Source organism: Collinsella aerofaciens (assembly GCF_018785245.1).
In the GTDB taxonomy this organism is placed as follows: domain Bacteria; phylum Actinomycetota; class Coriobacteriia; order Coriobacteriales; family Coriobacteriaceae; genus Collinsella; species Collinsella aerofaciens_AD.
Genome location: NZ_WQPL01000033.1, coordinates 92,228 through 105,413, shown reverse-complemented (window position 1 = coordinate 105,413; position 13,186 = coordinate 92,228). Strand labels below are relative to the sequence as shown.

Below are 13,186 nucleotides of genomic sequence, written 5' to 3'. Positions count from 1 at the left end.
CAATGGTCGCGTAACGAAAGGAGTGGTCGAGTTGTTCAAAGCGGTAAAACCCATGGTACAGGTCGCTTTGTTGATCGTCGGAATTGCCATGGTGTGCTTTGGTGTTATGCGTGGCGAGGCGGATGCCGTGCTGGCCAAAGCGATTAGGCTGTGCTTGGAGTGTATCGGAATTGGATAAAAGAGAAAACACTGCGTCGCATGTTTTGGCCCGATTTCGCGGATTCATTCAGGCGGCGGCAACACTTATTACCAACATTCACCTGCCAAACTTTGCCAAAGGCGGCATCTATCAGGGCGCGGGAAAAACAGTCTGCGTACCTGGACTTAATTGCTATTCGTGCCCCGCGGCATCGGGTGCGTGCCCCATCGGGTCGTTCCAGTCGGTGGTAGGTTCATCCAAGTTCAACTTTTCTTACTATGTTACCGGTACGCTCATTTTGCTCGGCGTGCTGTTGGGACGCTTTGTATGCGGCTTTCTGTGCCCGTTTGGCTGGCTTCAGGAGCTACTTCACAAGATTCCCGGCAAAAAGTTCTCCACGAAAAAGCTTAAGCCGCTCACGTACATCAAGTACGTCGTGCTGCTGCTTGCCGTGGTGCTGCTGCCCGTCTTGGTGGTTAACGACGTGGGCATGGGCGACCCGTTCTTTTGTAAGTACATCTGTCCGCAGGGTGTGCTCGAGGGCGCCATTCCGCTGGCCATTGCCAATGCCGGCATTCGATCTGCGTTGGGACAGCTCTTTACTTGGAAACTTGTCGTTCTCATTGCCGTGGTAGTGCTGAGCGTTTTGTTCTATCGCCCCTTCTGCAAATGGATTTGCCCGCTCGGCGCATTCTATGCGCTCATGAATAAGGTGTCCTTGTTGGGGATTCAGGTCGACGCGTGCAAATGCGTCTCGTGCGGCAAGTGTTCAAGGGTTTGTCAGATGGACGTTGATGTGGTCCGGGCGCCCAATCATGCCGAATGTATCCGGTGCGGAAAGTGCATCGGGGCCTGTCCCGTCGATGCCATCAGCTATCGCTATGGCCTAGATGTGTCGGCGGAAAAGCTCCCCTTGACCGCCGATAAAAAGTAAACAAGCTTCGACAAAACGGAGGAATGACCATGAAGCTTTCTAAGATTGCGGCCTTGTTTATGGTGCCGGTGCTGGCCTTGTGTCTTGTGGCGTGTTCGTCACCCGGTGGCAATGCGAGCGAATCTGCGGGCTCCGATCCTAAGATTGCAGAACTCACTGCGCAGAAGCCGACCAATGCCGACGAGGCCGCCGAGCTGTATGCGAAGCTCATGCAGAAGGAGAACGAGATCTTTTCGAGTGATAACGCGCTGTGGGAAAAGGTATTCAATGCGGCAAATAAAGACTCGACAATGATTGAGGACGGCAGCAATTACGGCGATTTCCTGCTCAAGACCATCGACGGCGCCAAGGATAAGTTTACGGCGGATGAGCTTAAGACGCTCAAGGCCGGTGCGCAGCAGATCAAGGAGATCGAGGACAAGCTCGAGAGCTTGGAGAAGGAGTTCCCCGGCTGTGGAAGCACGCCGAGCGAAGGCGAGAGCGTCGACGCTTCGGCCGCTGGCATGACGGCTGGTGCCAATGCTTCGAACGAGGCGACGAAGTTCCCCAGCTTTACGGGCAAAGACCTGGATGGCAACGACGTGAGCAGCGACGAGCTGTTCGCTAAGAACAAGGTCACCGTCATGAACTTCTGGTTCACCACTTGCAAGCCGTGCGTGGGCGAGCTGGGCGATCTTGAGAAACTGAATCAGGAGCTTGCCAAGAAGGGCGGCCAGGTCGTGGGCGTCAATTCCTTTACGCTCGATGGCAACAAGGGCGAGATTGCAGATGCCAAGGACGTGCTGAGCAAGAAGGGCGTGACATATAAGAACATCTGGTTCAAGTCGGATAGCGAGGCCGGTAAGTTTACGTCAAATTTGTTCTCGTTCCCGACAACGTATGTCATCGATCAGAATGGCAATATCGTAGGGGAGCCCATCGTGGGAGCCATCAGCTCCGCCGAGCAGCGCGCAGCACTCGACAAACTTATCGACCAGGCGATTGCGAATAGCGAGCAGTAGAAAACGCGTAAAGCATAGCGAGGATCGTGTGTCGCTGTGCGAAGTAGTCCGCTACCTTTCAAGATAAACTCCACCATATAGAGGTCCCGCTCGGGACCTCTTCTTTTGGATGCCGTCCCGTTCGTTTTTTGGCGCGGTTCCCTACATTCCTCACTGGCGTCGGCAAAAAATGGGGATAGAGTAGGACAAACGCGTCGAATACGAACGGCGGGGGAGAGCGGGCAGGGTGCCTGCGCGGGAGAGGTTGCCGTCCATGCTGGAGCTCAAAGGAATTTGCAAAAGGTACGTTACGCAGTCGTTTACGCAGGTGGCGCTCGACAACGTAAGCCTGTCTTTTCGCGATAACGAGTTCGTGGCCATTCTGGGTCCCTCGGGGTCAGGTAAAACTACGATGCTCAACGTTATTGGTGGACTTGATCACTTTGATTCTGGCGACCTGCTCATCGATGGCATTTCGACCAAGGACTTCCGTGATCGCGATTGGGATGCTTATCGCAACAACCGCATCGGCTTTGTGTTCCAGAGCTATAACCTCATTCCGCATCAGACCATCTTGGAAAACGTGGAGCTGGCGCTTACGCTCACGGGTGTGGGGCATGCCGAGCGCCGCCAGCGTGCGCGCGAGGCGTTGGAGAAAGTTGGCCTTGGCGAGCATGTTAACAAGCGCCCGAGTCAGCTTTCGGGCGGACAGATGCAGCGCGTGGCCATCGCCCGCGCCCTGATTAATGATCCCGAGATTGTGCTGGCAGACGAGCCGACCGGCGCCCTGGACTCCACAATGTCCGTGCAGGTCATGGACTTGCTCAAGGACGTCGCACGTGACCGTCTGGTTATTATGGTCACGCATAATCCCGAGCTGGCGTACCAGTACGCCACGCGCATCGTCAACCTGGCGGACGGCAAGATCACCGACGATTCCGATCCCTTCGATGTCGCCGACGCCACGCGCCGCGAGGCCAAGCCTACGCGCAAAACCTCGATGAGCTTTGTGACGGCGCTGGGGCTTTCTGCCCGAAACCTCATGACCAAGAAGGGCCGTACGGCCATGACTGCCTTTGCGGGCTCGATTGGCATTATCGGTATCGCGGCGATTCTGGCGCTGTCCAACGGCGTAAACGGCTACATCAAAAAGGTCGAGGAGGATACGCTTTCGAGCTACCCACTCACCATTTCCAAGCAGGACTACGATCTGTCGTCCATGATGGGCGGGCAGGGGGCCACGGATGATGGCTCGCCTGAAAACGTGGATTCGTCCGACGACAGTGCCGGCGGCAAGGCTAAGGGAACCGATAAGATTCCCGTGGTCACGGCCGTAAAGGATATGTTTGCGAGCGTTAAGTCCAACGACATGACGAGCTTTAAGGCATGGCTCGATGCCGGTGGCGACGGCATCGATAAAGAGGTCAACGCCATTCAGTACGGCTACGGTGTATCGCCGGTTGTCTATCGTGCCGGTAAGGGCGATGAGAAGCCTGTCCGGCTGGTGCCCAACGCCATGACCGAGGCCATGAGCGGAGGCGCGAGCTCGGCGGCAACGATGAGCATGGAATCCATGGGAACCTCGGTCTTTAACGAGATGATTGACGACCAGAGTCTGCTCGACAGCCAGTACGATGTCGTCGCCGGCCATTGGCCTACGTCTGCTAACGAAGCCGTGATGGTGCTTTCGAGCCGTGGCACGGTGGGCGACTATACGCTCTACAGCATCGGTGCGCTGGATATCGATGAGCTCAACGACCTGGTTAACAGTGCTATGACGGCTGACGGTGGGGTCGAAACGCCCGAGACCGGCACCGACTTTACCTACGACGATGCGCTGTCCACGACGTTTAAGGTGCTGTCGCCGGCCGATGCGTATCGCAAAAACGAAGAGACCGGCATGTGGACCGATATGTCTGGCGAAACCGACTTTATGGCCGCCAAGGTTGCCGACGGTATCGACGTGCACATTGTGGGCGTGGTGCGACCCAACGAGACCGCCAACGCGAACGCGTTGTCCCCGGGCATTGCCTACACGCATGCGCTGACTCGCCAGCTTATGGAGCGCGCCGCTGATTCGCAGATTGTGCAGGAGCAACTCGCCCGCCCCGAGACGGATGTCTTTACGGGCAAAACCTTCGACGAACTGCAGGGCGAGGCCAAGCAAGGTGTGGATCTGGGCAGCATGTTCAGTGTGGACGAGGCGGCGCTCAAGAGCGCGTTCTCGTTCGATACGTCTGCACTTTCGGGTGCGGCCGGCGGTATGGACCTGTCGGGTCTTGACTTGTCCGGGTTGGATATCGACCTTTCGGGTGTTGGGAAGGACATCGACTTTGGCGACATCATGGCCAAAGCGCCAACCCCAGATTTCTCGGGCATCTTCGATGGCTTGGAACTCACGCCCGAGCAGATGCAGCAGGTAGGCACGCTCGCCAATCAGCTGTTCACGGGCTTTATACAGTCTGATCAGTTTAAGGCGTTGTCACCCGAAGACCTTAAGGACGCGTCAAAGCTTGCTGCCGCATTTTCGGCGTATCTTGAGCATGATGCCGCAGCCCAGCAATGCCTGGCTCAATTGAAGGCGCTCGGTGGCGATGCTCTGGCCGAGCGCCTGCAACAGACGATGACCGACTATGTGCAAAAGCAGCTGGCTCCGTATCTGCAGCAGGCTATGGACCAGGTGACCAAGACAATCAGCGAGCAGATTGCGACGACGGTATCGTCCCAGCTCAAGGCGGGCGCAGCAGGACTCATGGACCAGATGGCGACGCAGATGTCTTCGAGTTTTGCTAACCTAGCGAGCGCCATGCACGTGGATGCGAGTGCCTTTGCTCGTGCTATCCATTTCAACATGGACGCCGAGGACCTGAGTTCGCTCATGATGAGCTATGCCAAGGCTTCGAAGCTCACCTACGACAACAATCTGACCACGTTGGGCTATGCGGATGAGGCAGACCCCATCTCGGTTAAGATTTTCCCGCGCGACTTTGAGGCCAAGGAGCGCGTGCTCGATCACATCGATGCGTACAACAAGCAGGTCAAAGCCGCCGGCCACGATGAGCAGGCAATCTCGTACACCGACTACATGGGCATCATCATGGGTTCGGTGACCGATATCGTGAATACCATCAGCTTGGTGCTCATCGCGTTCGTGAGTATCAGCCTGGTGGTGAGCTCCATCATGATCGGCATCATCACCTACATCAGCGTACTGGAGCGCAAAAAGGAGATTGGCATCCTACGCGCAATTGGTGCGTCGAAGCGCAACGTGGCCAACGTATTCAATGCCGAGACCTTTATCGAGGGCCTCATCGCCGGTGTCTTTGCCATTGTCGTTGTGGTGGCCGTGAGCTTCCCGGTTAATACCTGGGCGCTTGCGGCCAAACAGGTGCCCAATCTGATGAGCCTGCCCGTGCAGGATGCGCTGGTGCTCATTGCGATTTCGGTGCTGCTGACGGTCGTTGCCGGCCTGCTGCCGGCCCGTAGCGCATCCAAAAAGGACCCCGTGGAGGCCCTTCGTTCCGAATAATGTGACAAAGGGACAACCCTTTTGTCACGGCTAAAAGCAAGGAAGTCGCAAGGGTTGGGGCGGGGTTGTCGGCGAGTGCCCTCGGATACAATCGAAGCCGTGCTAGAAAGAGGCTTCGATGATTAGAAAATCGTTCTTTAATCCGTTCTCGTCGCTGCTGCTTGCGCTTGCCGGGCTGGCTTTTTTGGTCGATGTCCTGCCGCAGGTGGAAGGCCAGACGGGCGTGTTCGCGCCAGCTGTGCTCTTTTTGATGTGGCTGGTGGGCGGCCTGGTGCGCCTGTTTTACGAAAATGAGGCCAAGCGCAGCTTTGATCGCCATATGTTTAAAGCGAACCACGCGGCCGTTTGGAAACGCGTCGATGCGTGTTGGATTCAAGTTGATGCCGACCGGCTTGTGCCCGGCGACGTCGTCCGCCTATATGCCGGCATGCTCTGCCCGGTCGACGTGACCCTTGCCAAGGGCGACCAGGTCCTTGTCTCGGAATCGTCGCTTACAGGCGAGAGCGGTCAGACCGCCAAGCGGGAAGGGGAGACCGTTCGCGCGGGAACGACCATTGTCGACGGCAAGGCGTCGGCAACCGTCCTCGCCCGCATTGCCGATGAGCAGCCCGTTTTGCGCCGTCGCGCTCGAATGGGCACACAGTTTGGTGCCGGCGCCAAGAGCATCTGCGCCGCCCTGGTAAGATGCATGCTCATCGTACTGCCGTTTGTCATTATGATTCGAGGCTTTGTGCTGGGCGACTGGGCGCAGGCACTGCTGTTTGCCCTGGGCACGGCCGTGGGCCTGGTTCCCGAAATGCTGCCGGTTGTCACGAGCGTTTGCCTTTCGGGCAGTGCCCATCGACTAAAAAACAAGCAGGTCATCGTTAAGAACGTTGACGCCATGGAGTCACTGGGCTCCATGGACGTGGTGTGCGTTGACAAGACAGGCACGCTCACCGAAGATGCCGCGGTGCTCGAGTACTACACCGATATCCTGGGCAACGAAAGCGAGCAGACGCTCAACCTGGCGTATCTGGAGAGCACGAGCCAGGGGGCCGCTGCCAATCAGCTCAATCGGGCCATTGCCGATGCGTGCGCGGCACCCGAGCTGCACCTTGCCGCGAAAGACCTTGGCCACGCCTTTGCACTGCATGCCTCTGACCCCTTCGACCACGTCACCAAGGCTTCGGGTGTCAAGCTCGACGCCACGCCCGGGGCGCTTGGTTGTTTGGGGCTACAGGTTCGCCCCGGCAATCATCTGACCATCGTAAAGGGCGAGGTTGAAAGCGTGTGCACACGCTGCGCCTGGGCAAACTTTAAGGGCGAGCTGGTGCCCATGGATGCCGATGGCCGTCAGAGCGCCTACGAGGTTGCCGAGGACATGCGCGCCGATGGCATCAAAGTGCTCGCCGTCGCCTATAGCACGACGTCGGCGGACTGGGATGACCTGGTGCTGTGCGGCTTTTTGGGCTTTTTCGATCGGCCCAAGGCGAGCGCTCGTGCCGCCGTGCAGGCGCTGTCTAACCTTTCCGTCGAGGTGCGCGTGCTCACGGGTGATTCGGCTTCGGTCGCTCGCTCAACATGCTCGCGCCTGGGCATTCCCGCCGATAGCGTTATCACCGGCAGCATGCTTCAGGCCATGGAGGAATCCGAAGCGCTGATCCGGGTGGGGAAGGCTCGCGTGTTTGCCGAGCTTACGCCCGCACAGAAGGCGCAGATCGTTAGCCTGATTCGCCTCTCCGGCCACATCGTCGGCTATATCGGAGACGGCGTGAACGACGTGCCGGCGCTCACATCGGCAGACGTCGGCATTGTCGTGGACTCGGCTGCGGCCGAATCCAAAAAGGTGGCCGACCTGGTGCTGCTCGAGCGCGACTTGGGTGTTGTCGCCGAGGGCGTCAGCGAGGGCAGGACTTCGTTCGCCAATGCCTCCAAGTACATCCGTATCGCATCGAGCTCCAACTTTGGCAATATCTGTTCGGTTGCCGCCTCGAGCATTTTCCTGCCCTTTGTGCCGGCAACCGCTACACAGCTGCTCTTGCTCAATCTGTGCTACGACGCCACCTGCCTGGCGCTTTCGTGGGATAACGTTGACGATGCAGAGATTGCCCGCCCCAGGGCCTGGTCGGGTAAGGGGCTCGGCAGCTTTATGCTTCATTTTGGCTTTGCGAGCTCGGCCTTCGACATCATTACGTTTGCCATTCTGTTCTTGGGCGTATGCCCCGCCGTCTGCGGCGCGCCCTTTGCCGCGCTCGACGCGGCGGGTCGAGCGGCCTTTATCGCGACCTTCCAAGCCGGCTGGCTGCTGGAATGCGCATGGACCGAATCGCTCGTGCTCCTGGTGTTGCGAACGCGCAGTGTCCGCGACGGGGATCGTCCTTGCACACCGCTCGTGGTGATGGTTGCCGTCATGCTCGTTGTCACGGCGCTCCTTGCGCTCAGTCCGGTGGCGCAGCTGTTTGGGCTCGCCACGCTGCCTGTATGGTATCTGGGCATCGTTGCGCTGCTGAGCGTGTTGTATCTTGTTGTTGCTTCGACGATCAAGCGGGTCTATCTGGCCCGCTCGAGCAGCTTGTTCTAGGGCGGTTCTATGCGTACCAACAGAACCAACATCGCGATTACGCCGGCCGAGGCCGCCGAGCTCAGCAGCGCGCTGTTCTCGTCTGGCAGCGCTGCCGCCCTGGAGCTCGCGCCCGTGTTTGCCGATATCGCATCGGGCAAGCTGACTGCTATCGAGCTGGCGGTTGCCGGCTCGCAGGCAAGTGCCGCCACTGGACCCATCGTTATCGGCGAGCTTTCGATCGACCTGGTCTCGCGCACCGTCAAGGTGTCGGACGCGCCGGTCTCGCTCACGCCCAAGGAGTTCGACATCCTTGCCTTTTTGGCGAGCAACCGGGGTACGGTCTTTAGCAAAGAGGAAATCTACCGGGCGGTGTGGCAAAACGAGTATCTGCTCGATGACAGCAACATCATGGCCTTCGTCCGCAAAATTCGAAAGAAGATTGAGCCCGAACCAGACAACCCCCACTACCTGCTGACTGTATGGGGCGTGGGCTACAAAATGGCCGAGTAACGCTTCGGGTATTCGCTCCCATCGATCCAAATAGTCACTTTGACAATCCTTGCCAAATCGCAAGAAAGCCGCAAGAAACCAGCCATGTGCTCGGTCTTGCGGCTTTTCTATTCTGTAGACAGTCGCGGACGCGAAAGAGAGGTGAGGACCGTGAGCGGCAGTGACAGTACCAGTAACGCAGGACGAAGTTGCCGGCGCGGGTCCACTTTGATGGGGGCGCGCGGCTGATTCGCCCTGCGTCCGATCGATAGAACGGAGCGAGGCAATTGAAGAAGATGACTATGCGCCATACGCCGTCTGCGGTTCAGGCGCAAAACGAACTGATGAGGCATCGCGCGGAGGGTCGCATCCAGTATGCGGCGACCATTCCGCTGACGGAGGCCCTATCCTGGGTCGGCTCGAATCTCGGCGGCCTTAATCGCGACGAGGTCGCGCACAGCGAAGCCGACAACGGGCGTAACGTGGTCACGCGTGGCAAGAAGAAGTCGATTGCCCGCAAGCTTGCGGACGCGTTCGTCAATCCCTTCACGGCGATTCTGTTTTTCCTGGCCATCATTTCGGCAGCGACCGACATGGTGTTTCCAGCGTTGTCGATGATGGGCAGCACGCCCGAAGACTTTGACCCGCTGACGGTGATCATCATCACCACGATGGTCGTGCTCTCGGGCACGCTGCGCTATATCCAGGAAGCGCGCAGCGGCAACGCGGCCGAAAAGCTGCTCGATATGATTACGACCACCGTGACAGTCACCCGCGAGGATGCCCCTAGGACCGAGATTCCCATCGACGACGTGGTGGTTGGTGACATCGTGCACCTGTCCGCCGGTGACATGATTCCCGCCGATGTGAGAATCATTGAGGCTAAGGACCTCTTTGTGAGCCAGGCAAGCCTGACGGGCGAGAGCGAGCCGGTCGAGAAGGTTCCCGCGACGTGCACCGAGTCCGATTCGGCAACGTCGTTCGAGAACATCGCCCTCATGGGCAGCAGTGTGATCTCGGGCAGCGCGACGGCGCTCGCCTTTAGCGTGGGCGAGCAGACCTTGTTTGGCTCTATGGCATCGAGCCTGTCCGAGGATGCCGTAGAGACGAGCTTTTCCAAAGGCGTCAATAGCGTCTCGTGGGTGCTCATCCGCTTTATGATGGTGATGGTTCCGTTTGTCTTTATGATTAACGGCGTCACCAAGGGCGATTGGCTTAATGCTGGCCTGTTTGCCATCAGCATCGCCGTGGGCCTGACACCCGAGATGCTGCCCATGATCGTTACCACGTGCCTTGCCAAGGGCGCCGTGGCTATGAGCAAAAAGCAGACCATCGTTAAGAACCTCAACTCGATTCAAAACTTTGGCGCGATGGACGTGCTGTGCACGGACAAGACTGGCACGCTGACGCAGGACCAGGTGGTGCTGGAGTATCACTGGAACATCGATGGCCAGGAGGATTCGCGCGTTCTGCGCCATGCCTACCTCAACAGCTATTTCCAGACGGGCTACAAGAATCTGATGGATCTGGCGATCATCAAATGCACCGAGGAAGAGGAGCAAAACGACCCGAGTCTCACCGACCTTTCCGAGGCCTATGTGAAGGTCGACGAGGTGCCGTTTGACTTTACGCGCCGTCGCCTTACCACCGTGGTGCGCGATCGAAGCGGCAAAACCCAGATGGTCACCAAGGGTGCAGTCGAGGAGATGCTGTCGGTGTGCTCGCATGCCGAGATTAACGGCGGCGTTCACGTGCTGGACGACGAGGTGCGCGAGCGCATTTTGGCAACGGTCGCCGACCTTAACGACGACGGCTTCCGCGTGTTGGCAATCGCTCAAAAGTCCAACCCGTCGCCTGTCGGTGCCTTTAGCGCCGATGATGAGCGCGACATGGTGCTGATCGGCTACCTGGCGTTTTTGGATCCGCCCAAAGAGTCCACGGCCGATGCTATCGAGGCGCTGCGCAACCACGGTGTAGCCACCAAGATCTTGACCGGCGACAATGAGAAGGTCACGCGCACCATCTGCAAGCAGGTGGGACTCGAGGTCAACAACATGCTGCTCGGCAGCGATATCGCCGCAATGGACGACGCCGAGCTCGCTCGTCGCGCCGAGGACGTGCAGGTCTTTGCCAAGCTTACGCCCGATCAAAAAGCGCGCGTCGTGTCCGTGCTGCGTGCAAACGGTCATGTGGTGGGCTACATGGGCGACGGCATCAACGACGCCTCGGCCATGAAGTCGTCCGACATCGGCATCTCGGTCGATACTGCGGTCGACGTGGCCAAGGAGTCGGCCGATATCATCTTGCTCGAGAAGGATTTGATGGTGCTCGAGGAGGGCATCATCGAGGGGCGCAAGACCTACGCCAACATGATCAAGTACATCAAGATGACCGCAAGCTCCAACTTCGGCAATATGTTCAGCGTGCTTGCCGCATCCGCCCTGCTGCCGTTTTTGCCGATGATGAGCATCCAGCTGATCCTGCTCAACCTGATCTATGACTGCAGCTGCCTGGCGATTCCCTGGGACAACGTGGACGAGGAGTTCCTGCGCGTGCCGCGTACCTGGGACGCTTCGAGTGTTGGCAGGTTCATGATCTGGATCGGGCCCACCAGCTCCATCTTCGACTTTATGACCTATATCTTTATGTACTTCGTTTTCTGCCCCCTGTTCGTGAGCCATGGCGTGCTGTTCAACGACCTGGCGAGCGTCTACTCGGGCGCCGCGCTGGAGCAGATGCAGCTGGCCTACATCGCGCTGTTCCAGGCTGGATGGTTCGTCGAGTCTATGTGGAGCCAGACGCTGGTCATCCACATGATCCGTACGCCTAAGTTGCCGTTTATCCAGAGCCGTGCCTCGGCTCCGGTGATGCTGCTCACGATGACGGGCATCGCGCTGCTCACGCTGATCCCGTTTAGCCCGCTTGGCCCCACGCTGGGTCTGGGCGCCCTGGCTGTCGAGTACTTCTTGTTCCTGATTCCGTGCATCTTGCTGTACATGGCGCTGGCGACAAGCCTTAAGAAGGCCTACGTCAAGCGCTACGGCGAGCTGCTGTAGTGGGGGATTGATGCAGAAAGGAGCGTTTGCATGAACTGGACGCAGATTTGGATGGACTTGTTTGGCACCACGGAGTGGCTCGGCCTTAACATGGGCTTTTGGGTGGCCAACGGCGTGGTGTTGGTGGTTGTCGTGATTATGAACGTTGTCTTTTGGAGCATGAAACCGCTGCCGAGGGATGAATAACAAGCGAGGGGGCCGCCTGCCGGGCGACCCCCTCGCTGTTTATAAGCACCAGTAAATCGAAGGTGAATGGTTTCCCGAGAAGTGAACGACCTAATTTGGACCCCTGAAGCACCCACGTTTTTCGACGCTAAAACCGCAGGATTTGAGTGATAAAACCGCAGGAATTGGCCTTCCCAAAGTGTCGATGCATCGAGGGTCCGATTTCACCCGTTCACTTCGCGGAAAAGCATTCACCTTCGTTGCGTAAGGCGACGGATGGAAGGGTGATTATCGTCAAGCAGCTACCTCTGCCTTGTGAATCATCTGAAGCACAAGGCATAATGCATGTGACAAAGGGGCAGTCCCTTTGCCGCATTGATCTGAGAGTAGATGTTGATGATTCTATCGTTGGCCCCTATGGAGGGGATTACCGGGCATGTGTTCCGTCGCGTGCATGCGGAGTGCTTCGGCGCGCTCGATTGCTATTACACACCGTTTTTGCCGCCGCCGCGGGTGGGAAACCGCTTTGGCGGCAAGGCGTTTAAGGAGATCGATCCTGCCAATAACCAGGGCCTCAACGTAGTGCCTCAACTGATGTCCAAGAACGCGGACGAATTTGTGTGGGCGGCACAGGTGCTCGCCGACATGGGCTACCGCGAGGTCAATCTCAACTTGGGTTGCCCCTCGGGTACGGTTGTCGCCAAGGGCAAGGGCTCGGGTTTCTTGCGCAATCTCGACGAGCTCGAGGTGTTCTTAAGCGATGTGTGCGAGCGGTCGCCGTTGCCGGTATCGGTAAAGACCAGGCTGGGGTTGGAGCGCGATGACGAGTATGAGCGTGTGCTCGATCTGTATTGCCGCATGCCGCTGGCAGAGCTGATCGTGCATCCGCGCGTACAAAAGGACCGCTATACGGGCTCGCCGCGCAAGGAGTTTTATGGCGAGACGCTGGAGCGTGCGCCGTTTCCGGTGGCATACAACGGCGACATTTTTGATCTTGAGGATATGGGTGCGCTGGTGGAGGCCTATCCCGGCACGCGCCATGTAATGCTGGGACGCGGCTTGCTCGCGAACCCCGCGCTGGCTCGCATGGTTAAGGGCGGCCCTGCTGCCACGGCAGCCGAGCTGCAGCGCTTCCACGACACGCTGTTTGCGGCATATGCAGAAGAGATTGGCGGTAACGCGGTCTTTCGCATGAAGGAGTGGTGGTTCTACGTCAAATGCGCCTTCGCCGACCCCACTACCGTTCACAAACTCGTGCGTAAGACCAAAAAGGTCGACGAATACCGAGCCACCGTCGAGCGCGTCTTTCGCGAGCAGCCACTTGCACCCATAGCCCGCTTCCACGGCTA

At 58.2% G+C, this 13,186-nt stretch carries 9 protein-coding genes; all 9 read left to right on the top strand.

Annotated features, from left to right (window positions below; translation table 11 throughout):
• The first annotated feature begins 52 nt into the window (after positions 1 to 52).
• Complete coding sequence (locus GPK39_RS09825) at positions 53 to 178, top strand: CD1871A family CXXC motif-containing protein (protein ID WP_035586275.1); 126 nt, start codon at positions 53 to 55, stop codon at positions 176 to 178.
• A 205-nt stretch (positions 179 to 383) separates the two neighbouring features.
• Entirely contained in the window at positions 384 to 1,073 is a 690-nt protein-coding gene (locus GPK39_RS07785; protein WP_338404407.1) for a 4Fe-4S binding protein, read from the top strand.
• 29 nt (positions 1,074 to 1,102) lie between these two features.
• Complete coding sequence (locus GPK39_RS07780) at positions 1,103 to 2,074, top strand: TlpA family protein disulfide reductase (protein WP_252204805.1); 972 nt, start codon at positions 1,103 to 1,105, stop codon at positions 2,072 to 2,074.
• A gap of 253 nt (positions 2,075 to 2,327) precedes the next feature.
• Entirely contained in the window at positions 2,328 to 5,582 is a 3,255-nt protein-coding gene (locus GPK39_RS07775) for an ABC transporter ATP-binding protein/permease (protein WP_215674814.1), read from the top strand.
• Positions 5,583 to 5,700: 118 nt separating this feature from the next.
• A complete protein-coding gene (locus GPK39_RS07770; protein WP_195503692.1) occupies positions 5,701 to 8,145 on the top strand; it encodes an HAD-IC family P-type ATPase in 2,445 nt (814 codons plus the stop codon).
• 9 nt (positions 8,146 to 8,154) lie between these two features.
• Positions 8,155 to 8,637, top strand: coding sequence for a winged helix-turn-helix domain-containing protein (locus tag GPK39_RS07765; protein WP_215674812.1), 483 nt, complete (start codon positions 8,155 to 8,157; stop codon positions 8,635 to 8,637).
• A gap of 275 nt (positions 8,638 to 8,912) precedes the next feature.
• The gene (gene mgtA, locus GPK39_RS07760) at positions 8,913 to 11,672 is read left to right on the top strand and encodes a magnesium-translocating P-type ATPase (protein WP_215674889.1); all 2,760 of its coding nucleotides are present in this window, start codon (positions 8,913 to 8,915) and stop codon (positions 11,670 to 11,672) included.
• A gap of 30 nt (positions 11,673 to 11,702) precedes the next feature.
• Positions 11,703 to 11,858: a hypothetical protein gene (locus GPK39_RS07755; RefSeq protein WP_117746131.1), complete on the top strand. Its 156-nt coding sequence runs from the start codon at positions 11,703 to 11,705 to the stop codon at positions 11,856 to 11,858.
• Between the two features lie 375 nt (positions 11,859 to 12,233).
• Positions 12,234 to 13,186, top strand: a 953-nt coding sequence (locus GPK39_RS07750) for a tRNA dihydrouridine synthase (RefSeq protein WP_215674810.1), incomplete at its 3' end; no start/stop codon positions are given.

Excerpts from the sequence above, each read along its gene's own strand:
- GPK39_RS09825 (WP_035586275.1), top strand. The coding sequence starts at position 53 with ATGGTACAGGTCGCTTTGTTGATCGTCGGAATTGCCATGGTGTGCTTT.
- GPK39_RS07780 (WP_252204805.1), top strand. The coding sequence starts at position 1,103 with ATGAAGCTTTCTAAGATTGCGGCCTTGTTTATGGTGCCGGTGCTGGCC.
- GPK39_RS07775 (WP_215674814.1), top strand. The coding sequence starts at position 2,328 with ATGCTGGAGCTCAAAGGAATTTGCAAAAGGTACGTTACGCAGTCGTTT.
- GPK39_RS07770 (WP_195503692.1), top strand. The coding sequence starts at position 5,701 with ATGATTAGAAAATCGTTCTTTAATCCGTTCTCGTCGCTGCTGCTTGCG.
- GPK39_RS07765 (WP_215674812.1), top strand. The coding sequence starts at position 8,155 with ATGCGTACCAACAGAACCAACATCGCGATTACGCCGGCCGAGGCCGCC.
- mgtA (WP_215674889.1), top strand. The coding sequence starts at position 8,913 with ATGACTATGCGCCATACGCCGTCTGCGGTTCAGGCGCAAAACGAACTG.
- GPK39_RS07755 (WP_117746131.1), top strand. The coding sequence starts at position 11,703 with ATGAACTGGACGCAGATTTGGATGGACTTGTTTGGCACCACGGAGTGG.